The sequence below is a fragment of the Kocuria sp. PD6 genome (genome assembly GCF_031844145.1).
Taxonomy (GTDB): domain Bacteria; phylum Actinomycetota; class Actinomycetes; order Actinomycetales; family Micrococcaceae; genus Kocuria; species Kocuria marina.
In genome coordinates this window covers 13,893-37,088 of sequence record NZ_JAUZUS010000017.1, presented here as the reverse complement: position 1 = coordinate 37,088, position 23,196 = coordinate 13,893, and the positions used below count along the sequence as shown (strand labels likewise).

The window sequence follows — 23,196 nt, the reverse complement described above, 5'->3', positions numbered from 1 at the left end:
TGAAGGCTGCATGTGTTGTTCTCCTGCCATGAGAGGCGGGGCAGTTCTGACCGTGCGGTTGTCGGTTCCCGGGTGGGGGTCCGGCCACCGCACGTGAAGGACATGTGCGAACCGTGTCCTTCCGCTCATCGCGTGAGGACACGGTTGGCGGCGGGAAATCAGTGCTCGCCCGCGGTCCCGGACTTCTTGGAGTCCAGGGGCGCCGGGACCACTTCACCGGATGCGATAATGCACGGGATCTCGTTGCCCTCGGAGTCCCCCAGCTTACCATCCTTGACGGTGTCACCTTCCCCCAGGTGATTCTGGAGGTGCTCGATGGACGCGATGGACGCGATGGGCACGAAGCGCGGCGGGGCCTCCGTGAACACGGAGCCCTGACCCGCGGGCGGGTTACCGATCTTGATCTCGCTGAACAGGATGTTCAGGGCCACGGCGGCGACCACGCGGCCGAACATGGGCAGCAGACCCAGGACCAGCATGATCACACCACCGGCGGTCACCACGAAACGGCTCTTGACGTCGGTGATGGCCACCAGGCCCACGTTCTGCGCGAACGCGGACTGGGTGAAGCCGTTGAAGAGGGGGAGAGGAAGGACGCACCCATGTCGGCGCGCAGGCTGTCCGCGATGCGGCGACGGTCCACGTTGGTCTCCACGATCTCACCCACGGCGATGATGTCCGCGGTGGTCTCGGTGAGGATCACGAGCACCACGATGGTCATGGAGATGATGGCGGCGGGCTGGAACGTGGGCGGACCGAAGGCCAGGGGCTCCGGGAAGGCGAAGAAAGCGCCGTCGCCGACTTTGGAGAAGTCCGCCATCCCGAGCGCGAGCAGGGTGCCCAGGACGATGCCCAGGAGGATCGACAGACGCGAGATCACGGCGCTGCGGACCGTGCACAGGAGCGTGATGATCAGCAGCGTGGCGCCGGCGAGGCACACGTTTCTGAAAATGGTGTCCTCGGCCCCATTGGCGGCCACGGCGGCACCGCCCGTGGCCCAACATGACCGAACGTGTCCTGGTAGTCGAGGTTCGCTTGCGCGAGCTCGGCCTTGACGGCGTCGTCGCCCCCGCCCAGGCCCGCCTGCTCGTTGCGGGACAGGCTCGCCGCCGCGGAATCTTCCTGGGGGCGCTGGCCGATCATGGGATGGTGCAACAACGCCTGCGCGACCTCCGCGTCCGTGAAGGGGTTCGCGGCGGAACGGGCGGCGTCCAGTATGGCCTCGGTGGACCCATACGGGCGCCCGGACACGAGTTCCTCGATCCAGCGCTGGACGTCCAGGGCCGGTCCTACGGCCGCGACGGCGGCTTCACGATCGAGGCTGTTGAACTCGGTCAAATCCACGATCCATCCTCTGGTATTTCGTGATGTGAAATCTAAATTTCATTTAGGAACAGCGAACTGGGTCACACGGGGTAAGTCACGGAGTGGAACCACGTTTCTTCGAAGTAACCGCCGGACTCTTCCACGGGTGTCATCGAAGCGTCGGAAAGCGGCCTCGTCCCCGGGCAGTTTGCATCCCGAGGCCCCCGTGACATAGGTGTAAGCCATGAAACCGTTCGTGCTGCTGGCCACCCGTGATGACAACGTCCTCGCGGACGAGGAATACCGGGCCGTGGCCCACTTCGGGGGCCTCGAAGAGGACCAACTCGAACGCATCCGTCTGGAGTCCGGTGAGTGGCCCGCGCTGGACCTGGACAGGTACAGCGGGATCATCGTGGGCGGGTCGCCGTTCAACTCCTCGGACCCTCCGGAGGAGAAGTCCAGGGCGCAGCGCGTCGCTGAGACCTGGATCAGCGCACTGCTGGACGACGTCGTGGCCCGAGACTTCCCGTTCCTCGGCGCGTGCTACGGCGTGGGCACCCTGGGGATCCACCAGGGGGCCAAGGTGGACCGGTCGTGCCACGAGGACGTGGGTCCCATCACCGTGAGCGTGACCGACGAGGGGGCTCGGGATCCCCTACTCGTGCAACTGCCCCGCGAGTTCAGCGCGTACGTGGGGCACAAGGAGGGCACCCGCGTGCTGCCGCCCAACGCGGTGCTGCTCGCCACCGGGACCGCGTGCCACGTGCAGATGTACCGGATCAAGAACAACCTCTACGCCACCCAGTTCCACCCCGAACTGGACCCCGAGGGGCTCGTGAGCCGCGTGCGCGCGTACAAGGACCTGGGGTACTTCCGGCCGGAGGACACAGACACCGTGATCGACCGGGTGGTCAACGGTCCCCCCGTGGACCAGGCCCCGCGGATCCTACGGGCGTTCGTGGAGCGTTACCGGCGTTGACCCGCCCGGATCGAGGCGTCTGATCACGAGCCCGGTCGTCAACGCCCCGGGGGGGGCGGACCACCCGGGACTTCCGGTACCACCGGGCGGATCCGCCCCGGGCTGACATCTCATACCGCGGTCGGAATTCGCCGGTTCCCCGTCGGAGCCACCCCGGATTCACAGCCAGCGCCCTGCACAGAGGGCCCTGAGAGTCCCCCGTGACGGCTACCGTGGAGTCATGAGTCACGCCAGCGCACCGTGGTCCCGTCCGTCGCCCCCCGTCCAGGAACCGCCACGGACCCGTAGCCTCTTCTACCACCGTTTGGCGCATGCGGACCCCCGCCACCGCTGGTGGATGCCGCTCGTGGAGGGGCTCATCCTGCTGGCCGTCCTCCTGCTTCTGACCATCGTATTCCTGCTCGTCATGGTCTTCGCGGCCCCGGAGCGGATCGACGGGGACCTGCTGGCCATGAACCAGCTGGACCCCGTGGTGTTCTTCATCCTCTTCGGCTCCGTGGTCCTCATGCTCCCCAGCGCCCTGCTGGCCCGGCTGGTGCTCGGCCCGCGTCCCCTGGGGCTGATCTTCTCCGTGACCGGGCGGATTCGGTGGAAGTGGCTGCTCACGTGCTTCGTGGCGGCGGTCGCGATCTACGCCCTGATCAACGCGATCGCCGTGGGCCTGGAACTCGCCGCGGGCGGCAGACCCGTGTCCTTGCAACCGGCCCCCGGTTTCTGGTGGCTCATGGCCTCGCTGATCTTCGTGGTCCCCCTGCAGTGCGCGGCGGAGGAGGTCGTGTTCCGCGGCTACCTGGCCCAGACCATCGGCCGGTGGCTCAAGCACCCCGCGTGGGCCATCCTGCTCCCGGTGCCGCTGTTCGTGCTCGGTCACGCGTACGACATCTGGGGGCAGCTCTCGGTGGGGATCATGGCCGTGGCCATGGGCATCATCACGTGGCGCACCGGTGGTCTGGAAGCGGCGATCGCACTGCACGCCGTGAACAACATGACGGTGTCCCTCATGGCCATGGTGGGGCTCACGGACATGAACGACACCTCCGGGGCGCCCACGGACCTGATCGCGGTGACGCTGATCAACGGTGGTTACGTGGCACTCGTGTTCTGGCTCGTGCGCCGCAACCGGTCCGTGGCCGTGACTCGCACGATCGTCCTGCCGCCACTCCCGCAACCGGCCCGGCTTCCCGAGCTCGGCCACCGGCCCTCTCGGTTGGCCGAGGACGCCTCGGGCCTGGCGGCTTACGTCCTGGACCCGGCCACGCAGCGCTACCTGGTCCTGCCGCCGCAGTACGGTCCGTACTCCGTGCGAGACGGGCAGGGCCGCTACGTGGGTCTGCTGGACACCCGCACCGCTCACGGCGCGCACACGGGGGACGACGTCGCTCCTGCGGTGCCGGGCGAGCCCTCGGGCGATACCTCGAGCGAGAGCACTTCCCGGCCCAACGGTTCCGACCCACACGGTACGGCGACGCCTCCCTCGCCCGGTGCAACACCGCCGCCCGCAGCCCCGGGCGAGCGGGATGTCGCCCCCACCTACACTGGGCGTCATGACGGATAGCTCGCACGAATCCACCACCCCGGCCGACCCCGCCAACGGGACGCCGGAGCCCGGCCCCGGAACTCCGGAGGCCGGCTTCGCGCGTGCACTGGGTGAGTGCATCACGGCCTCGCCCAGCTCGTTCCACGCCGTGGCCACGGCTGCCGCCGCGCTCGACGCCGCGGGGTTCACCGCCCTGGACGAAACCCGGCCGTGGTCGGACCTGTCCGCGGGCGGCTACTACACCGTGCGCGACGGCGCCCTGATCGCGTGGGTGATCCCGTCCGGTGCCGCACCGGGTGCGGGGTACCGGATCCTAGGGGCTCACACCGATTCGCCGGGGTTCAAGCTCAAGCCCCGACCCACCACAGTGACGCACCGGTGGTACCAGGCGGGTGTGGAGATCTACGGCGGTCCCCTGTTGAACTCGTGGTTGGACCGGGATCTGCGCTTCGCCGGTCGGCTCGTGGTGCGTGGCCGTGACGGCGGGACCCGGCAGGTCCTCACCGCGACCGGCCCCGTGGCCCGGATCCCGCAGTTGGCGATCCACCTGGACCGCAGCGCGAACGAGGGTCTCACGCTCGACAAGCAGCGTCACGTGCAACCCGTGTGGGGAGTGGGACAGGACCAGGACACGGACGTCCTGACCGTGCTTGCGGATGCCGCGAACGAGTCGCGCGGAACGCGCCGGACGACCGTGACAGGCGCACCGGGTGCCCCGGCCGGCGACGATGCGTCGGCCGAACCGATCACGGCATCGGACATTCTCGGCTACGACATCGTCGTCGCGGACTCCCAGGCCCCGGAACTCATCGGCGCGCAGCGCACGCTGCTCGCGAGCGGCCGCCTGGACAACCTGACCTCCGTGTTCGCGGGCCTGCGCGCCCTGATGGAACACGCCCACGACCTCGAGAGCGCGGAGCACGTGAGCGTGCTCGCCGCGTTCGACCACGAGGAGGTCGGTTCGGCCACCCGCTCGGGCGCCGCCGGCCCGTTCCTCGAGGACGTGCTCGTGCGCATCAGCGCCGCGCGGGGCGAGACCACGGACGAATACCGGCGCTCGCTCGCGGCCTCCGTGTGCTTGTCCTCGGACGCGGGGCACCTGGTGCACCCCAATTACCAGGGCCACCACGATCCCGTGAACACCCCCGAGCCCGGGGGAGGGCCCCTGCTCAAGATCAACGCGCAGCAGCGCTACACGACCGATGCCACGGGTGCGGCCGAATGGGCCCGGGTGTGCGAACGGGCCGGAGTGACTTACCAGGAGTTCGTCTCCAACAACACCGTGCCGTGCGGCTCGACCATCGGACCCATCACCGCGACCCGTCTGGGCATCCGCACGCTGGACGTGGGCGTGGGGCTGCTGTCCATGCACTCGGCACGCGAGCTCGTGCACACCGGGGACCTGTACGCCCTGTACCGGGCGGTCGCCGCTTTCTGGCGCCCGTGACCGCAACGACGCCGCCCCGGCGACCTTCACGCGGAAGGTGGCCGGGGCGGCGTCGTCGTCGAGCGCACCAGCGGCGCGCGGGACCCTGACCCTTACGGGAGTTGGAGCATAGAGATGTCCGCCATGCGGGCCATCACGCGCACCACCTGGCACGAGTAACCGAACTCGTTGTCGTACCAGACGTAGAGCACCACGGAGTTGTTGTTCACGATGGTCGCGAGTCCGTCCACCACGCCGGCGCGGCGGGAGCCCACGAGGTCCGTGGAGACCACGTCCGGGGAGTCCACGTAGTCGATCTGCTTGCGCAGGGGCGAGTTCAGCGAGATGTCCTTGAGGAACTCGTTGATCTGGTCCTTGGACTCCGGGGCGTTCTCCAACTGCAGGTTGAGGATCGCCATGGACACGTCCGGGGTGGGGACGCGGATCGCGTTACCGGTGAGCTTGCCCTTCATCACGGGCAGCGCCTTGGCCACGGCCTTGGCGGCACCGGTCTCGGTGATGACCATGTTCAGGGCGGCGGAACGGCCGCGGCGGTCACCCTTGTGCCAGTTGTCGATCAGGTTCTGGTCGTTGGTGTAGGAGTGCACGGTCTCCACGTGACCCTGGATGATCCCGTACTCGTCGTTGAGGACCTTGATCACGGGTGTGATGGCGTTCGTGGTGCAGGACGCCGCGGAGAGGATGGTGTCCTCCGGGGAGATGTCCTTGTCGTTCACGCCGCACACGATGTTCTTCATGTCGCCCTTACCGGGGGCCGTCAGCAGGACCTTGCCCACACCCTTGGACTGCAGGTGCTGGGAGAGGCCTTCCTCGTCACGCCACACGCCGGTGTTGTCCACGACCAGGGCGTTGTCGATCCCGTACTCGGTGTAGTCGATCTCCGCCGGGGAGTTGGCGTAGATGAATTGGATCGGCACACCGTTGGCGGTGATCACGTTCTTGTCCTCGTCCACGGTAATGGTCCCGTTGAAGGGGCCGTGCACCGAGTCGCGGCGCAGCAGCGAGGCGCGCTTGACGAGGTCGTTGCCGGGCTTGCGGCGCACCACCACGGCGCGCAGGTTCAGCCCGGTGCCGTCGTTGCGGTTGAGCAGGATGCGCGCGAGCAGGCGCCCGATGCGCCCGAAGCCGTAGAGCACGACGTCGCGGGACCCGGGTTCGTTGCGCCCGCGCTGGTCCACGGCGGGAGCAAGGGCCTCGCGCAGGTACGCCTGCAGGTCACCGCTGCCGGCCACGGTGTAGCCCTGGTAGAGCTTGGCCACGTCCACGTTGCACACGCCGAGGTTGAGCTCGCCCAGCGCGTGGACGATCTCGAGGGTCTTGTCGATGGGCATTTCCTCGCCCAGGATGCGGCGCGTGAAGCGGTGGACCTTGATGATCTCCGTGACGGACTTGTGGACCAGGGAACGGCCGAACACCGTGGTGACCACCTTATTGCCGCGGTGCAGCTGACCCACCAGGGGGACCAGCTGCTCGGCAAGGGCTTCTCGTTCGGACCACGTGGCGCTCATGAGCATCCTTCTTCCTCGGCCCGGACGTCGTCGTGAGGGCCGTGTTGGGGGTCGCGCGGCGGTGCGCTGACTCGGGTGATGGCGCGCGCGGGAGCGGCGCTGCTCGTCGTGGCCCCAAGTTTACGGTGCGCGAGGGGGCTTCTCCCGCCCATGCGGCGTCGTGACAGCCCCGGTGACTCCCCGCACGCTTTGCTAACGTGGGGTCATGTTGACGGTGATCGGTGAGGCCCTCGTGGACGTGGTGTCCCGCGAGGGTGAAGAACCCCGGGCCCACGTGGGTGGCAGCCCCATGAACGTGGCCGTGGGACTGGCCCGGCTGGGTCACGACGTCCAGTTCCTGGGCCGCTACGGCCGGGACGAGTACGGCCGTCAGGTGGCCGATCACCTCATGGGCAACGGGGTGCGGTTGCCGTTCGACGCGGACGCCCTGCCCACCTCCGTGGCCCAGGCGACCCTGGATGAGACCGGTGCCGCGAGCTACGACTTCCAACTCGACTGGTCCCTGGACGTCTCCCCGGAGCGGATCGACGAGCTCCTGCGGGACACCGACGCCCTGCACGCCGGATCCATCGGGGCCATGCTGGAACCCGGCGCCACCGTGGTGGGTCAGGCACTCGAACGCGCTCGCGGCCACGCATTGATCTCCTACGACCCCAATTGCCGCCCGTCCATCATCCCGGACTCCTCGGACGCGCGCGCCCGCGCGGAGAAGATCGTGGCGCTGTCCCACGTGATCAAGGCCTCCGACGAGGACCTGTTGTGGCTCTACCCGCACCGCAGCATCGAGGACTCCGCGCGTGCGTGGCTCAAGGCCGGAGCACGGCTTGTGGTCGTGACCCGCGGGGTCATGGGGCCGTGGGCTGTCAGTCGCGGCACCGGACGCGATGGCGTGGAGGTCCCCGCCGCCCGGGTCACCGTCGCGGACACCGTGGGCGCGGGTGACTCCTTCATGGCGGCCCTGCTCTCGGGACTCGCGGATCGGAACATCCTGGGCCCCGCTGCGGCGAGCGCCCTCGACGAGTTGGACAGCGCGCAACTCACGGAGCTGTTGCGCCACGCCGCGGCCGCTGCCGGGGTCACGGTCTCGCGCTCCGGCGCGGATCTGCCCACGCGCGCGGACCTGATCGACCACGCCTGATCCGCCGCTTTCCCGTGGCCGTGCGAGGCCCCCAGCTGTGTCATGACCGTAACGAGGAAAGGAACGCTCCCATGTACGACCGTCATCCCTACTCCGATCTGCCCGAACTGCCCACGTTCACAGTGACGTCCACGGACGTGGCCGAGGGCGAGAGCATGAACACGCCCCAGGTCTCCGGGATCATGGGCGCCGGGGGAGAGGACGTCTCCCCGCAGCTGTCGTGGAGCGGTGCCCCGGAGGGCACCCGTTCCTACGTGGTCACGATGTTCGACCCGGATGCCCCCACCCCCAGCGGGTTCTGGCACTGGTGCTTGTCCAACATTCCGGCGGACGTCACCGAACTGGCGACCGGGGCGGCGTCGAACCCGCCCGAGGGAGCCGTGAAGCACCGCAACGACGGCGGCACGGACGAATACCTGGGCGCCGCACCCCCCGAGGGCCACGGTCCGCACCGCTACATCCTCTGCGTCACGGCCGTGGACGTCCCCGAGCTCGAGGTGGACGAGTCCGCGAGCCCCGCAGTGGTCAACTTCAACCTGTTCTCGCACGCCCTGGGACGCGCGTTCCTCACGCCCGTCTACGAAGTGAAGTAGCCCGTGGCGCCGGGACACGCCGCGGACCAGCCACCCGTCCGGCTCATCGCGAGTGACCTGGACGGGACAGTGCTGGGCCGTGACTTCCGGTTCCGGCCGCGCACCGTCGCCGCGATCACCGCCGCGCGGGACGCCGGGATTCACGTGGTCTTCGTGACCGGGCGCCCCATGCGGTGGTTGGACCCCCTGCACGAACAACTCGATGACGTGGGGGTCGTGATCTGCTCCAACGGGGCGGTGATCTACGATCCCGGCGCGGAGCGTGTCCTGGAGGCGAGCCTGTTCGACGTGAGCGAGGCCCTGCCCGTCATGGCGGACGTGGCCCGCGAGTTCCCGGATTCTCTGTTCGCCGCGGAGACCCTGGAGCGCGTCTACACGGATCACGGGTGGTCCCGTACGGACCGTATGGAGATCCGCCACATCACCGAAGCGCCCGTGAAGGAGTCGCTCGCGCCCGGCACCGAGGTGGTCAAGCTGTTGGCCAAGCTGGACGGCGCCGATCCCAATCGGTACTTCGAGCACGTCCGCGAGATCGTGGCGGGGCGGTTGTCCGTGACGCATTCGGTGGCCGCCGCACCCCTCGTGGAAATGGGGCAGCGCGGGCTCACCAAGGCCCGCACGCTCGAACACTTCGCCGCGGAGCACGGCATCTCCCACCGGGAGGTCATGGCCTTCGGAGACATGCCCAACGACCTCGAGATGCTCACGTGGGCCGAGCGCGGCTACGCCATGGCGGACGGGCACCCGCACGTGGTCGCCACGGTGGGACGCACCGCACCGGCGTTCACCGAGGACGGCGTAGCGCAGGTGATCGAGGCCTACCTGGAGCACGAGCACATCGTTCCCGTGGCCCGGGAGGGTCGCCGTGTCTGAGTCGTCCCGTTCCGTTCCGGCCGCCCGCCAGGACCCCGGTGCACGGCGGCACCCCGCCGCGCTCGCCCACCGTGGGTTCTCCCCGGACGGTCACGAAAACACGCTGGCCGCGTTCCGGGCCGCCGCGGAGCTCGGTTACGTGTGGCTCGAGACGGACGTGCACACGACCCTGGACGGCGTGGTCGTGGCATTCCACGACCCCTCATTGGAGCGCGTCACGGGCACGAGCGGCAACGTCAACGACCTCACGTGGGAGCAACTGCGGGAAGTGCGCATCGGCGGCACCGAGGAGATCCCCACGCTCACCGAGCTGCTGCGGGCGCTGCCCGAGGCGTGCCTGAACATCGACGTCAAGGACGAGGCGTCCGTCGCCGCCCTGCCCGGGGTCGTGGCGCGCGAGCACGCCGCGCACCGGTTGCGCGTCACGTCCTTCTCCGAATCACGACGACGCCGCGCGCTCGCAGGGATCACCCGGCTCACCGGTGAACGGGTCCGGTCCTCGGCCGGGACCCTGGGCACCGCGGGATTCCTGGCCGTGTCCGTCGTGGCACCCCTGACCAACCGGGTGTCCCGGAAGATCGCGCCCGCGCTGTGGCGGGCGCACATCGCGGCGTGGTCGCGCCTCGTGGCACCGTTCGACACCCTCCAATTGCCCGAACAGCACACGGTGCGTTTGCCTGGGGGACACCTGTCGACCCTGCGGATCGTCACGCCCGCGTTCCTGGACCTGGCCCACCGCACGGGGCTGTCGGTGCAGGTGTGGACCGTCAACGACCCCGCGGACATGAAGCGCCTGCTGGACATGGGGGTGGACGGGCTGATCACGGATCGGGCCGATCTGCTCAAGGACGTCCTGCAATGCCGGGGTCAATGGCCGCCCGACCCACTGTGACACCTACCCCGGATCGCGCACACTTGTGCGCCGTTCCGGGGTAGGTTGAATGTGATCCAGAGCACCGGTGGGCCGTTCCCGCCGGGTGAACCGACCCGTCGGTCTCGATCACAGGGAGGAAGTATGCGACGCACGTCCAACATGTCCGCCCTGTTCCGCAAGTCCGTGCTGCGTCATCTGACATCGCAATGCGTGCCGGCCGGGCGCCGGATCATGGCCCCCCGCCTGAGCAAGATCCCGTAGCTGGGCGAAGCCCGCCCCTCAATCGGTGTCGCGCGTCCCGCGACACCCTCCGAGCGTCACGCTCGTCGCCGCCCTGTTGCGTGCCCGGGATCGTTCACCCCTGCGAGGAACCATGAACCCACGACCGTCACTCCGTCCACCCCGCACCGCACCGTCCGAGTCACCTCCACCCGATTGCCCGCCGTCGGCCCCGGTGGCCGGGGTCCCTGCGGCGCGGGGTCCCGGTGGTGGGTCCGCGCGGTACGGCGCGTTCTCCCGGCGCGGGTTCATGGGACTGGGCGCAGCGGCGGCGTCGTTCGCCCTGGCCGGCTGCGCAGCGGGCGAGCAGCCGGGCGCGGCGGCGATCCGCGCCACGGGCGCACCGCAGCGCGGGGGCATCTTGCGTGTGGGTCTCACGGGCGGCGGTGCGTCCGACAGCGTGGACGCCCACGTCCCGGTGGGCACCGCGGATGCCGGGCGCGTGATCAACCTCTACGACGGGCTCTACGAGTTCGACGCCGACTATGTCCCCGTGCCCGTGCTCGCCGAGTCGGCCACGCCGCGGGACGGCGGGCGCGAGTGGCTCGTGCGGTTGCGCAAGGGCGTGGTATTCCACGACGGGCGTCCGTTCACCGCGCGGGACGTCGTGGCCACGTACGACCGGGTCACCGACCCGAAGGACCCCAAGACGGGCGCTTCCGGGCTTGCCCTGTTGCGGCGCACCGTGGCGGTGAACGATCACACGGTGCGCTTCGAACTGTCGGAACCGGATGCCATGTTCGTGGACTCGACCGCGCAGTACTCCATGGGGATCGTGCCGGTGGACTACGACCCCGCCGCACCCGTGGGCACCGGCCCGTTCCGGCTGGGCACGTTCGAACCCGGTCAACTCACGGTGCTCGAGGCCAACCGGGACTACTGGCGGGAACCACCGTTCGTGGATGAGGTCCACCTGGTGAACTTCAACGACCAGGACGCGCTGGTCAACGCCCTGCTCTCCACCCAGGTGGACGTCGTGGGGCAGTTGCCGTTGTCCCTGATCGACGTGGTCAACACGGACCCGCGGCTGTACACCGTGGTCTCCGAGACCGGTAACTGGCTGCCGTTCACCATGCGCGTGGACACAGCACCGTTCGACGACGCCCGCGTGCGGGAGGCGTTCCGCCTCGTGGTGGACCGGGAACAAATGGTCGAGCAGGTCTTTTCGGGGCACGGCACGGTGGGCAATGACATGTACGCTCCGTTCGACCCGGGGACACCGCGGCTCGAGCAGCGCACGAGGGACGTGGCCCGGGCCCGGGACCTGCTCACGCAAGCGGGTCACCCGGACGGGCTCGAGGTGGAACTCGTGACGGCACCCATCCAGTCCGGCGCGGTGGAGGCCGCCCAGGTCTTCGCTGAGCAGGCATCTGAGGCCGGGATCACCGTGAACCTGCGCCGCGTGGACACCACCACGTTCTTCGGGGACGGCTATCTGCAATACCCCTTCTCCCAGGACTTCTGGTACACCCGCAGCTTCCTGCCCCAGACCGCGAACGGGACCCTGCCGGCGTCCCCGTTCAACGAGACGCACTGGGCGGATCCCGAGTTCATCGCGCTGTACGAGAAGGCCCGGGCCACGCTCGACGACGACGCGCGGCACGACCTCGTGGCGCGGGCCCAGAAGCAGTTGTACGACGCCGGCGGGTACATCGTGCGGGGGTTCTTCAACCAGGCGGACGCGTACCAGAATTACGTGGGCGGCGGTTCCGAGCACCGCGCTGGGATGCCCGTGAGCGGGTTCCAGCTGCGCACCCTCTGGATCGACCGGGAAGGGAAGTGATCGCGTGGCCACCATGATCCTGAAACGGCTGGGCATCTCGGTCTTCGTGCTCCTGGCCGTGTCCCTTCTGGTCTTCTTCTTTACCCTGTTGCTGCCTGGTGACCCGGCCCAGGCGATCCTGGGCCAGCAGGCCACACCCGAACGGCTTGCCGCTCTGCGCGAACAACTGGACCTCAACGCTCCGTGGTACGAGCGCTACCTCTCGTGGCTGGGCGGTCTGCTCGTGGGGGACCTGGGGACGTCGGCCGCCACGGGCGGTTCCGTCAACGCGTTGCTCGCGAGCAAGGTCTCCGCGTCTGTGGTGCTCATGGCCATCGCGGCCGTGATCGCCATTCCCGTGGGGCTCTTGCTCGGCACGTGGTCCGCGATGCGCCGGGGCCGCGCAGCGGATCAGGGGCTCACGGGGATCTCGCTCGTGCTGGCGGCGCTGCCCGAGTTCGTGATCGGCGTGGCGCTGACCACGCTGTTGTCCACGACCGTGTTCCGCTTGCTGCCCTCGGTCACGATGGCCGCGCCGGGCACGCGTGTGTGGGACTACCCGCTGCAACTGATCCTGCCCACCCTGACCCTGATCCTGGTGGTGGTGCCCTACATGATCCGCATGACCCGCACCACCATGGCGGACGTTCTGGACTCCGGGTACGTGGAGATGGCCCGGCTCAAGGGGCTGCCCGAACGCCAGGTGATCTTCAAACATGCCCTCCCGCACGCCGTAGGGCCCGTGGCCCAGGTGGTGGCCATGCAGCTCGCGTGGCTCGCCGGGGGCATTGTGGTGGTCGAGTTCCTCTTCCGCTATCCCGGACTCGGCCAGGCCATGGTCGATGCCGTGAACACCCGTGACGTGCAGGTGGTCCAGGCGCTGTCCATGATCATCGCCGCGTTCTACGTGGTCGTGAACCTGATCGCGGACGTGATCGGGATCCTCGCGAACCCGAAACTGCGTACGGAGTCCCGCTCATGAGCGCGCAGAGAACCTCGGAGTCGTTCACGCGCCGCGTACTGCGGCAACCGGCCGCGAAACTCGGCATCGTGCTCACCGCCATCGTGCTGCTCCTCGCCGTGCTAGGGCCGCTGGCCGTGCCCGCGTGGACCGGGTACGGCACCAACTCGTTTGCGGGCAAACCGTTTCAGACCGGCGTCTTCGGCACCGACAACCTGGGCCGTGACGTGCTCTCCCGCTTCCTGGCCGGTGGCTGGCGGCTGCTGTTGTACTCGGCGCTGGCCACCGTGCTGGGCGTGGGGCTGGGTGCCGTGCTGGGCATGCTCGCCGCGTTCCGCGGGGGCTGGCTGGATGCGCTGATCATGCGCTGCGGGGACGTGCTGCTGGCCATCCCGCAGCTCGTGTTCGCCCTGCTGGCCGTGACAGTGCTGGGTCCGCAGGGGTGGGTGCTCGTGCTCGTGATCGGCGTGACCCACGCACCGCGCGTGGCCCGCGTGATCCGCGCTGCCACCGCCGGGGTGGTGGCCGAGGACTACGTGCTCGCCTCCCAGATGTACGCCGTGCCGCAGTGGAAGATCCTGACCCGGGACGTGGTCCCCAACATCATGGGCCCGCTCATGGTGGAGGTGGGGCTGCGCCTGACCTACTCGATCGGTGCGGTGGCCTCGCTGTCCTTCCTGGGTCTCGGCATGCAGCCGCCCACCCCGGACTGGGGTCTGATGATCAACGAGAACCGGATCGCCCTGTCCCTGCAGCCCTGGGGCGTGATCCTTCCCGTGCTCGCGATCGCGGTGCTCACGGTGGGCACCAACCTCATTGCCGACGCCGTGGCCGGCGCCTCGGCGGGGCGGGTCGCCTCCACGGGACCGCGGCGTTCCCGGAGGAGAGCGGCCGAGCAGGCGGCGTCGAACGGCGCTGAGAGTCCCGCGGGCGGCACGGGCAGCGCAGGAGGTACGGGCCGGGCAGGCCGCTCGAGCAGCGCAGACGCCGCGGGCGCCGCAGATGTCGGGGACACCGGGGAGAAGAGGTCGTGATGAGGAAGTCAGAGCAGAGGGCCCGCGCGGAGGGCCGCGCGTCCGTCGTTCCGAGGGCCACGGTGGAGACCGCGATCGCGGTGGAGCACCTGAGCCTGGGTGTCGTGGACGGCGGGCTGATCCTGGACGACGTCGGTTTCCGGCTGCGCCCCGGGCGGATCCTCGCCCTCGTGGGGGAATCCGGGTCCGGCAAGACCACAGCGGCGCTCGCGTGCATGAACCACCTGCGCTCTGGGCTGGAGCTGCGCGGCGGCACCGTGGAGCTGCAGGAGGGAGCGTCCCGGTTCCACCGCAAAGCCGTGGACCTGCTGACGCTCTCCGAGAAGCAGATGCGGCAGCTGCGCGGTGGCACTATCGCCTACGTGCCACAGGACCCGGCGCTGTCCCTGAACGGGTCGCTGCGCGTGGGGGAGCAGATCGCGGAGGTGTTGCGCGCCCACGAGTTCGGCCGCAACGCCCCCGAACGCGACGCCCGCGTGGCCGAGGTCCTCAGCGAGGTAGGTCTGCCCAGCGACAGCGCGTACCAGCGCCGCTTCCCGCACCAGCTCTCCGGCGGGCAGCAGCAGCGCATCGGCATCGCCATGGCGTTCGCGTGCCGCCCCGCGGTCATCATCCTGGACGAGCCCACCACCGGTCTGGACGTGGCCACCCAGGACGTCGTGCTCAAGACCATCTACCAGCTGACCACCAAGCACGACGTCGCCGGGCTCTACATCACCCACGACCTCGCCGTGGTTGCGCAGGTCGCCAACGACGTCGCCGTCATGCTGCACGGGCGGATTGTGGAGGACGGTCCCGCGGAACAGATGCTGCGCCACCCGCAGCACGCGTACACGCGTTCGCTGCTCAGCGCCGTTCCAGACATGCAGGGTGCCCGGGACATGGGCGGCGGACCCGCTGTCAGCCCCCTCGCCTCCGTGCGGGCACCGTGGGACGACGGCCGTTCCGCGGCCACCCACTTCACCGCAGACAACACCACGGCCACGCCCTGCGCCGACACGTCGGACCCTGGCTCGGCACCTTCTGAGCAGGATGCTGCTGCCGGGGAGGTCCCAGCCCCGACCGCACGTGCGGTGACGCGGGAGCGGGGCGCGGGCGGCGTCGTCGTGCCCGGGCAGGAGCACGAACCGGTCGTGCGGTTGCGGGACCTGCGCATGGCCTACGGGCAGGCGGTGATCCTGGACGGCATCAACCTGGAGCTGGAGGCCGGACAGACCACGATGCTGCTGGGTGAGTCCGGGTCCGGCAAGACCACCCTGTCCCGCAGCGTGGCGGGTCTCAACGACGACTACACGGGAGACGTGCTGCTGGACGGCGAGGTGCTTGCGCCCAGCACGCGGCGGCGCAGCAACGAGCAGCGCCGCCGGATCCAGTACGTCTTCCAGTCTCCGTTCTCGTCCCTGAACCCGCGGCGCAGCATCGGCGACTCGCTGCAGGTGCCGCTGCAGCTGGGTGGCGGGATGAACCGGGGGCAGCGCCGGGCGGCGGTGGCGGACGCGCTGGACGCGGTGCGGTTGGGGCGCAGCTACATCGACCGCCGTCCAGGAGAGCTCTCCGGTGGTGAACGGCAGCGCGCCGCCGTGGCTCGCGCCCTGGTGAACGCCCCGTCCGTGCTGGTGTGCGACGAGATCACCTCCGCGCTGGACGTCTCCGTGCAGGCCTCGGTGATCGAGCTGCTGCGCGAGCTGCAGCACGAGCGCGGGCTGGCCATGCTGTTCGTGACCCACAACATCGCGCTCGCCCGGCACATCTCGCACAAGCTCGCCGTCCTGGAACGCGGCAAGCTGGTGGACTACGGCCCCACGGACACCGTGCTGCGCGACCCTCGGCACGAGTACACGCGGTCCCTGCTCGAGCACGTACCCACCCTCGAGAGCGCGGGCTGAGGTGGGACGATGACCGTCCGAAGCCGGGCCGAGCTGACGACGGCGCACACGAACCTGCGCGGCCCCGCCGTGAGCCGGGTGCGTGAGACCTTCGAGGAGCACCTGTCCCGCGCACACGGAGGGATGTCCTTCTGCGTGTACCGGGACGGGCGCCCGCTCATCCGGCTGCACGGGGGATCGTTCGACCGCCGGTCTTCCCCGGGGGACGCGGTCGAGCGGCCGTGGGACGAGCACACCCTGGCCGTGATGTTCTCGGGGACCAAGGGGGTCTCCGCAACCCTCGTGGCCATGGCGGTGGACCGAGGGCTGCTGGATGTGAACGAGCCCGTGGCGCGCTACTGGCCCGAGTTCGCGGCCCGCGGCAAGGAGCATGTGAGCGTGGCGCAGGTCCTCGATCACACCGTGGGACTCGTGTACACGGATCCGGAACCTCCCGCCGGGATGCTGGACGCCTCCGCGCATGCGGCGGTGCTCGCGCGGCAGGAGCCCCTGTGGGACCCCGGGAGCAAGGTGGCGTATCACGCGGTGACGTTCGGGCATATGGTCGAGGAGTTGCTCGTGCGGGTCACGGGTCACCGCGCCGGACAGCTGCTGCGCGAGCACGTGGCCCGGCCCCACGGGCTCGAGCTGTACCTGGGACTGCCCGCCGAGCTCGAGGACCGGGTGGCTCCCGTGTTCCGCGCCACCGGGTACGCGATCAGCACGTTCTTGGAGGATCCGCAAAGGCGCGCCATCGTGGAGCGGATGTACGGAAACGCACTGCTCGGGGAGGAACTGCCCGCCAATTCCCGCGCGTTCCACGCGAGCGGACTGGTCTCGGGAGGCGGGATCGCCGGTGCGGATGCGATTGCGCGGTTCTACTCGCTCGTGGCATCGGGTGAACTCGTGTCACCGGCGACCCTCGAGACGTTCACGCGCACGTGGTCCCGCGGCAGGGACGCGGTGAACGACCGGCCCGTGGCGTTCGGGCTGGGGTTTGAGGTGCAGGACCCCCTGTGCACGTACGGCCCAGTGGAGCGGGCCTACGGTCACTCCGGCGCGGGCGGCTGCTTGCACGGGGTCTGGCCGGACGCGCGGATCGGTTTCTCGTTCCACACCAACGAGATGCTCAGCGAGAACGTGGACCGCCGGGCCAAGGATCTGCTGGCCGCGCTCGCGCAGTGCGATCTGGGCTGAACGGGGTGGCGCGGTGCGCGTGCGCCGCGAGTTCCACGAGGTGCCACGCGGCGCCGTCCGTGTCCAGACCCGCGCGCCACACCGCGCGCAGATCACGGTCCAGCACGCCGCCGAACACGGGCACGCGCACCAGGTTCTCGCGCTCGACCTCCGCGGCGACGGCGAGCGCGCTGAGCACCGCTGGGCCCACCCCGGCCCGCACGGCACCGAGGACCGCCGCGTTGGAGCTGAGCTCCATGGCCGGGGGCACCGGGACGAGGGGTGCGAGCGCGGCGAGCAGTGTGCGTCGCGTTCCCGATCCTTCTTCACGCATGACCAGCGGGGTGGCCGCGAGTTCCGCAGCCGTCAAGGGCTCGGTGCGCTGACCCCACGGGTGGATCGGGGCCACCACGACCTCCAGTCGGTCCCGAGCGACCACCGTTTCTCGCAGCCCCTCCGCGGGATCCGGGCTCTCCACGAAGCCCACGTCCACCACGCCCCGGCGCGTGCGACGCATGACTTCCGCGGAGTTGCACGCGAACAACTGCAGCTCCAGCCCCGGGTGGGAGTCCCGCAACCGGGACAACCACGTGGGGGCCAGGTACTCGGCCACGGTCACGGATGCCGCGACCTTCACGTGCTGGGTCCACTCGAGGCGCAGTTTCTCGATTTCTGTCGTGAACCCGTCGTACTCCGCGAGGACCCTGCGGGCGCGCTCGGCCACGGCGCGGCCCTCGGGGGTGGGTCTGGACCCGGTGGGTGAGCGCTCCAGCAGGCGCAGCCGCCACATCCGCTCGGCGCGGGCCACGGCGCGTGAGACATTGGGCTGGGCCATGTCCAGCGCGCGGGCGGTCGCGCCCATGGAGTGGTGGTCCATGACGGCCACGATCACGCGCAGCAGGGAGAGATCGACCTCGGCCATATCAGCAGTGTATGACCCAATGCTCAGATCACGACTACCCGGCGGGTGTTCGCGCGAGCACAGTGGAGGCATGGCAACGGGTCACGAATCTTCCCACGGCACCCATGACGGGACAAGCGCCCTCGGCGGGGCAGGCATACTCGGTGGGACTGGTGCGCTCGCTGGGCGGGGCGCTCCCAGCGGCGCAGTCGTCCCGCGAGGAGCGGCGTCGACCTCGGCAACCGCCGCAGCCGCGGCATCGGCCATGCATCCTGTTCCAGTGGCGCGTGCGACGATGCCCGCGCCCCCGGCTGCCCCTGGCACTGAACGGCAACCGGGTTCCCGTGCTGCGGTCCTCCCCGGGCTGGCGTTCTGCGCTGTGGGCATGGCCGTATCCCTCGTGCTCGGGTGGTTGATCCCGGGGGTGAGCCCGCTGCTGATCGCGATCGTCGTGGGCGCCCTGATCGCCAACGTGGTCCGGCTGCCCCGGGTTCTGGCTCCGGGGATCGCCGTGGCCGCCAAGCGGGTCCTGCGCGTCGGCATCGTCCTGCTGGGCCTGTCCGTCTCGCTCCAGGACATCGCGGGACTCGGCTTCGGGATGATCGCGGTCGTCGTGGCCGTGGTCGGCGTGGGCATTCTGACCACAGTGTGGATCGGCGGCCTGATGGGGGTCCCGCGCGCACAGCGCCTGTTGATCGCGTGCGGGTTCTCGATCTGCGGGGCCGCCGCCGTGGCCGCGGTGGAGGGGGTCACGGACTCGGAGGACGAGGACGTCGCGACCGCCGTGGGACTCGTGGTGCTCTACGGCAGTCTGATGATCCCGGGGATCCCGCTCCTCAGCGGGGTCCTGGGGTTGACCGAACACCAGGCCGGTCTGTGGGCGGGCGGCTCGATCCACGAGGTCGCCCAGGTCGTGGCCGCGGGAGGGACCATCGGCTCGGCGGCACTGGCGTCCGCGGTGTTGGTCAAACTGACCCGTGTGGTCATGCTCGCGCCGATCATGACGATCGTGGGGATCCGGGCGCGCCGTTCGGGCACCGCCGCCCGCAACGGCAAGCGACCCCCAATCGTGCCCCTGTTCGTGGTGGGGTTCGTGCTCGCCGTGCTGGTGGCCTCGAGCGGCGTCCTCCCGGAACCGGTCATGGGAGCCCTGGGCACGCTGGAGACGTGGTGTCTCAGCATGGCGATGTTCGCGCTGGGGCTCGGGGTGAAGGCCGAGGAACTCGTGCGAGTGGGCTTCAAGCCCGTGCTGCTCGGTGCGATCTCCACGGTCGTCGTGGCGGCCACCGCCCTCGGGGGCATGCTGGTCGTCACATGAGCCCATGGTGCTGGCTAGCATGGGAAACATGAAGGCTACTGAAGAATCGTTCATCCGGGCCGAGATCCAGGGCCAGACCGGGCTGTTGACCCTGACCCGTGACAAGGCGCTGAACGCGTTGAACCGCAGCATGTACCACCAGCTGGTCAGCGCACTGCAGATGTGGCGGGACGATCCCGCGATCACGCAGGTCGTGATCCGCTCGCAGCTCGCCAAGGCGTTTTGCGCGGGCGGGGACATCAAGGAGGTCCGCGAGGGGGCGTTGGGCGGCCGCCAGGACGAGATCCGCGACGCCTTCGGCACCGAGTACTCCATGAACGCGATCATCGCGCGCTACCCCAAGCCGTACGTGGCCATCATGAACGGCATCGTGATGGGCGGCGGCATGGGCCTGTCCGTGCACGGTTCGCACCGAGTGGTCACGGAGACCACACAGATGGCCATGCCGGAGACGGCCATCGGCTTCTTCACGGACATCGGCGCGAGCTATTTCCTGCCGCGCGTCACCCGGGGTGCCGGTTCCTCGACCGACGACGCCGCTCGCCACGAATCCCTCGCCGTCGCCCGCTACCTCGGGCTGAGCGGTGCGCGCATCAACGGTGCGGATGCGATCGCGCTGGGGCTGGCGGACACCTACATCGATTCCGCGGACGTGGACGCGTTCGTGGACACCGTGCTGGCGGACGGAGTGGACGCCGCGACGTCGTCATATGCCAAGCAGGCCCCGGAATCCGAACTCGTGGGGCGCTGGGACGAGATCGTGGCGACCTACGGTGCGGACGGCTTCGAGGAGGTCGCGCGCAACGCGGGCTCGGACCTGGACGGGATGAGCCCCACGTCGCTCGCGCGCGTGTTCGAGCTGCTGCAGCGCGGCGCGCAGGACGACGACGTCGTCTCCTGCCTGCGCCGCGAACTGCGTATGGCGGAGGACACTGCGGTGGGCCACGACTTCATCGAGGGCGTGCGCGCCATGGTCGTGGACAAGGACAAGAACCCGCAGTGGGAGCCGGCCACGGTGGCCGAGGTGGACATGGACCGGATCCGGGACGTGGCGGACCAGGAATCGGACCTCCCGATCAGTGTGTGAACCGCGGGTCAGCCCAGCGGCGACGGGCTCTGCGAGGTGTCCGGGGTGAGCGGGTCCGAGCCCACCGAGCCGCGGGCGCGGGCGATGCCCGCCATGAGGTGGTAGACCACCAGGGCGGCGGCGGTGCCCAGGGCGATGCCCGCGAAGTCGAGCCCGGCGAAGGACCAGGTGTAGTCGCCGATGCCCACGATCATCGCGATCGCTGCTGTGGTGAGGTTGACCGGGTTGGAGAAGTCCACGCGGTTCTGCACCCAGATCCGCACGCCCAGCATGCCGATCATGCCGTACAGCACCGTGGCCGCTCCGCCCAGCACACCCTGGGGGACCGTGGCCACCGCGGCGCCGAAGACGGGCAGCACGCTCAGCAGGATCGCGACGAGCGCGGCCACCCAGTACGCGGCGGTCGAGTAGACGCGCGTGGCGGCCATGACTCCGATGTTCTCCGCGTACGTGGTGGTGCCGGAACCGCCGCCGGAGCCCGCGATCATGGTGGCCAGACCGTCCGAGATGATGGCGCGGCCCATGTAGGGGTCCAGGTCGTCGCCGGTCATCAGGGCCACGGACTTCACGTGACCGATGTTCTCCGCCACGAGCACCAGGATCACCGGGATGAACAACCCGGCCAGGTTGAGGTGGAACTCGGGGGAGTGGAACTGGGGCAGGCCGAACACGCTTTGTTCATCCCATGCGGCCTGGATCGAGGTGAAGTCCACCTCACCGCGGATCACGGCGGTGACATAGCCAATCGCCACGCCCAGGAGGATGGACAGGCGGCCCAGCAGCCCGCGGAACAACACCGAGATCAGGATGATCGAACCCAGGGTCACGAGGGCCGTGACGGGTGCCGCGGTGAAGTTCTGCTTGGCGGAGGGGGCCAGGTTGAAACCGATGAGGGCCACGATGGTGCCCGTGACGGCCGGCGGCATGAGTTTCTGCAGCCACCCCGTGCCCGCGATCTGCACGATCACGCCGATCAGGAACAGCGCGGCACCGGCCATGATCACGCCGCCGAGCGCCCCGCCCGGACCGTACTGGTTCACGGACGCGGTGATCGGGGCGATGAACGCGAACGAGGACCCCAGGTAGCTGGGCACCCGCCCCGCCGTGATCACCAGGAACAGCACCGTGCCGATGCCGGAGAAGAACAGCGTGGTGGCCGGCGGGAAGCCGGTGAGCAGCGGCACCAGGAACGTGGCGCCGAACATCGCCACCACGTGCTGCGCGCCGATCGAGATGGTCCGCGGCCACGCCAGCCGCTCCCGCGGGGTCACCACGTCCCCCGGGGCCACGTGCCTGCCGTCCCCGTGCAGCCGCCAGTTCAGGCCCAGGCGCTCGACGACGCCGCCGCGCCGGTCCTGCTTGCGCGGCTCGTGCTGCTCGTCCTGCGGTGGCGGGGTGTGGTCGGGGAAAACCGACGAACTCATGGGTGCTCCTTGTCCTGGGCGGGCCGTGGGTGCCGCCCCGAGGATTCTAGTGCGCGGGTGGGGCCCGACTGGTGGTGCGGGGCCCACGCGCGGTGGTGAGGTGCCGCGGGAGGTGGCCGTGCGGCGTTGTCGGCGCCTGGCGAGAAATCTACGGGCGAGTAGGGTGAGTGACGGGGGCCACGCCCGTGGCCACCGGGCCCGCGGGAGGCCGACTCGCGCGAGCGTGACTCACACAGGAGTGGGGGAGGACATCATGGCTGAACTGACCAACGTGACCGTGGTCGGATCCGGGGTGCTCGGATCGCAGATCGCGTTCCAGGCGGCGTACTTCGGCAAGACCGTGACCGTGTACGACATCAGCGAGGAGATCGTCGGGGCGCTGCCCGGCAAGTGGGAGAAGCTGTCCCTGCTGTACACGCGGGACATGGCGGCCACCCCCGGGCAACTAGAGGCGGCCAAGGCCCGGTTGAGCGGCACCACGGATCTCGGGGCGGCCCTGCAGGACGCGGACATCGTGATCGAGGCCGTGCCCGAGAACCTGGAACTCAAGAAGAAGGTGTGGTCCCAGATCGGTGCGGCCGCGCCGGAGAAAGCCGTCCTGTGCACCAACTCCTCCACGCTGCTGCCCAGTGACATTGCCGAGTCCACAGGCCACCCGGAGCGGTTCCTGGCGCTGCACTTCGCCAACGAGGTGTGGCGCAACAACACCGGTGAGGTCATGGGGCACGCGGGCACGGATCCGGCCGCGGCCGAGGCCGTCCTGGAGTTCGCCGGGCAGATCGGGATGGTGCCCATCCACATCAAGAAGGAGCAGGCGGGCTACATCCTCAACACCCTGCTGGTGCCGTTCCTGACGGCGGCATCGCACTTGTGGGTCAACGACATCGCACAGGCCGAGGACATCGACAAGACCTGGCGCACCGCCACCGGTTCTCCCCTAGGCCCGTTCCAGATCCTGGACCACGTGGGCATGGAGACCTACTACCAGATCAACATGAATGCGGGGACCGAGGAGTCCCAGCGGGTTGCGGAACGCGTGAAGCGGGAGTTCATCGACCAGGGTCACATGGGGCGCAGCTCCGGGCAGGGGTTCTACACGTACGAGTGATGCCCCGGCCAAGCCCCGGCGTGGGTT

At 69.4% G+C, this 23,196-nt stretch carries 19 protein-coding genes and 1 pseudogene; 15 read left to right on the top strand and 5 right to left on the bottom strand.

Features of this window, described 5'->3' with window-relative positions; genetic code table 11:
* Positions 1 to 158 precede the first annotated feature (158 nt).
* Together Q9R22_RS12560 and Q9R22_RS12555 are read right to left on the bottom strand one after the other, a co-directional pair.
* Positions 159 to 1,012, bottom strand: a pseudogene (locus tag Q9R22_RS12560) (solute carrier family 23 protein); the annotation flags it as partial.
* Positions 913 to 1,344: a 2-oxo-4-hydroxy-4-carboxy-5-ureidoimidazoline decarboxylase gene (locus Q9R22_RS12555; protein ID WP_131333483.1), complete on the bottom strand. Its 432-nt coding sequence runs from the start codon at positions 1,342 to 1,344 to the stop codon at positions 913 to 915. The gene Q9R22_RS12555 and the pseudogene Q9R22_RS12560, both read right to left, overlap by 100 nt.
* A 205-nt stretch (positions 1,345 to 1,549) precedes the next feature.
* Between Q9R22_RS12555 and Q9R22_RS12550 the strand changes: the two genes are divergently transcribed.
* The 3 genes from Q9R22_RS12550 to Q9R22_RS12540 all read left to right on the top strand — a co-directional run bounded on the left by Q9R22_RS12550 (position 1,550) and on the right by Q9R22_RS12540 (position 5,268).
* Positions 1,550 to 2,284 carry a glutamine amidotransferase gene (locus Q9R22_RS12550; RefSeq protein WP_131333481.1) on the top strand — a complete coding sequence of 245 codons (735 nt, stop codon included), beginning with the start codon at positions 1,550 to 1,552 and terminating at the stop codon, positions 2,282 to 2,284.
* Positions 2,285 to 2,504: 220 nt separating this feature from the next.
* Positions 2,505 to 3,839 carry a CPBP family intramembrane glutamic endopeptidase gene (locus Q9R22_RS12545; protein WP_131333479.1) on the top strand — a complete coding sequence of 445 codons (1,335 nt, stop codon included), beginning with the start codon at positions 2,505 to 2,507 and terminating at the stop codon, positions 3,837 to 3,839.
* Entirely contained in the window at positions 3,829 to 5,268 is a 1,440-nt protein-coding gene (locus tag Q9R22_RS12540; RefSeq protein ID WP_131333477.1) for a M18 family aminopeptidase, read from the top strand. The genes Q9R22_RS12545 and Q9R22_RS12540 overlap by 11 nt, the downstream gene beginning before the upstream one ends.
* A 92-nt stretch (positions 5,269 to 5,360) precedes the next feature.
* Here the strand turns inward: Q9R22_RS12540 and Q9R22_RS12535 are convergent, their stop codons facing one another.
* Complete coding sequence (locus tag Q9R22_RS12535) at positions 5,361 to 6,776, bottom strand: glyceraldehyde-3-phosphate dehydrogenase (RefSeq protein WP_242670486.1); 1,416 nt, start codon at positions 6,774 to 6,776, stop codon at positions 5,361 to 5,363.
* A 205-nt stretch (positions 6,777 to 6,981) separates the two neighbouring features.
* Between Q9R22_RS12535 and Q9R22_RS12530 the strand changes: the two genes are divergently transcribed.
* The 9 genes from Q9R22_RS12530 to Q9R22_RS12490 all read left to right on the top strand — a co-directional run bounded on the left by Q9R22_RS12530 (position 6,982) and on the right by Q9R22_RS12490 (position 17,352).
* Complete coding sequence (locus Q9R22_RS12530) at positions 6,982 to 7,914, top strand: carbohydrate kinase (RefSeq protein WP_131333473.1); 933 nt, start codon at positions 6,982 to 6,984, stop codon at positions 7,912 to 7,914.
* 71 nt (positions 7,915 to 7,985) lie between these two features.
* Complete coding sequence (locus tag Q9R22_RS12525) at positions 7,986 to 8,507, top strand: YbhB/YbcL family Raf kinase inhibitor-like protein (protein WP_131333471.1); 522 nt, start codon at positions 7,986 to 7,988, stop codon at positions 8,505 to 8,507.
* Positions 8,508 to 8,510: 3 nt separating this feature from the next.
* Positions 8,511 to 9,380: an HAD family hydrolase gene (locus Q9R22_RS12520; protein ID WP_131333469.1), complete on the top strand. Its 870-nt coding sequence runs from the start codon at positions 8,511 to 8,513 to the stop codon at positions 9,378 to 9,380.
* Positions 9,373 to 10,272 (top strand): glycerophosphodiester phosphodiesterase family protein, encoded by a 900-nt coding sequence (locus Q9R22_RS12515; RefSeq protein WP_131333467.1) that lies wholly within the window; start codon positions 9,373 to 9,375, stop codon positions 10,270 to 10,272. The genes Q9R22_RS12520 and Q9R22_RS12515 overlap by 8 nt, the downstream gene beginning before the upstream one ends.
* A 511-nt stretch (positions 10,273 to 10,783) precedes the next feature.
* The gene (locus Q9R22_RS12510; protein WP_311254284.1) at positions 10,784 to 12,316 is read left to right on the top strand and encodes an ABC transporter substrate-binding protein; all 1,533 of its coding nucleotides are present in this window, start codon (positions 10,784 to 10,786) and stop codon (positions 12,314 to 12,316) included.
* 4 nt (positions 12,317 to 12,320) lie between these two features.
* Positions 12,321 to 13,277: an ABC transporter permease gene (locus Q9R22_RS12505; RefSeq protein WP_131333463.1), complete on the top strand. Its 957-nt coding sequence runs from the start codon at positions 12,321 to 12,323 to the stop codon at positions 13,275 to 13,277.
* The gene (locus Q9R22_RS12500) at positions 13,274 to 14,290 is read left to right on the top strand and encodes an ABC transporter permease (RefSeq protein WP_396415677.1); all 1,017 of its coding nucleotides are present in this window, start codon (positions 13,274 to 13,276) and stop codon (positions 14,288 to 14,290) included. The genes Q9R22_RS12505 and Q9R22_RS12500 overlap by 4 nt, the downstream gene beginning before the upstream one ends.
* The gene (locus tag Q9R22_RS12495; RefSeq protein WP_131333461.1) at positions 14,290 to 16,176 is read left to right on the top strand and encodes an ABC transporter ATP-binding protein; all 1,887 of its coding nucleotides are present in this window, start codon (positions 14,290 to 14,292) and stop codon (positions 16,174 to 16,176) included. Before Q9R22_RS12500 ends, Q9R22_RS12495 begins: the two co-directional genes overlap by 1 nt.
* A 9-nt stretch (positions 16,177 to 16,185) precedes the next feature.
* Positions 16,186 to 17,352, top strand: coding sequence for a serine hydrolase domain-containing protein (locus tag Q9R22_RS12490; protein WP_131333459.1), 1,167 nt, complete (start codon positions 16,186 to 16,188; stop codon positions 17,350 to 17,352).
* On the opposite strand, the gene Q9R22_RS12485 is transcribed toward Q9R22_RS12490, so the two are convergent.
* Positions 17,285 to 18,253: a LysR family transcriptional regulator gene (locus Q9R22_RS12485; protein ID WP_165489813.1), complete on the bottom strand. Its 969-nt coding sequence runs from the start codon at positions 18,251 to 18,253 to the stop codon at positions 17,285 to 17,287. The two genes, Q9R22_RS12490 and Q9R22_RS12485, sit on opposite strands and share 68 nt — an antisense overlap.
* A 244-nt stretch (positions 18,254 to 18,497) precedes the next feature.
* On the opposite strand from Q9R22_RS12485, the gene Q9R22_RS12480 reads away from it, so the two are divergent.
* The gene (locus Q9R22_RS12480; RefSeq protein WP_396415676.1) at positions 18,498 to 19,550 is read left to right on the top strand and encodes a YeiH family protein; all 1,053 of its coding nucleotides are present in this window, start codon (positions 18,498 to 18,500) and stop codon (positions 19,548 to 19,550) included.
* Positions 19,551 to 19,578: 28 nt separating this feature from the next.
* Complete coding sequence (locus Q9R22_RS12475) at positions 19,579 to 20,637, top strand: enoyl-CoA hydratase/isomerase family protein (RefSeq protein ID WP_242670484.1); 1,059 nt, start codon at positions 19,579 to 19,581, stop codon at positions 20,635 to 20,637.
* 8 nt (positions 20,638 to 20,645) lie between these two features.
* Here the strand turns inward: Q9R22_RS12475 and Q9R22_RS12470 are convergent, their stop codons facing one another.
* On the bottom strand, positions 20,646 to 22,061 hold the full coding sequence (locus Q9R22_RS12470; protein WP_131333451.1) for a uracil-xanthine permease family protein: 1,416 nt from the start codon (positions 22,059 to 22,061) through the stop codon (positions 20,646 to 20,648).
* A gap of 253 nt (positions 22,062 to 22,314) precedes the next feature.
* On the opposite strand from Q9R22_RS12470, the gene Q9R22_RS12465 reads away from it, so the two are divergent.
* Positions 22,315 to 23,169 (top strand): 3-hydroxyacyl-CoA dehydrogenase, encoded by an 855-nt coding sequence (locus Q9R22_RS12465; protein ID WP_131333449.1) that lies wholly within the window; start codon positions 22,315 to 22,317, stop codon positions 23,167 to 23,169.
* The last annotated feature ends 27 nt before the right edge of the window (positions 23,170 to 23,196 follow it).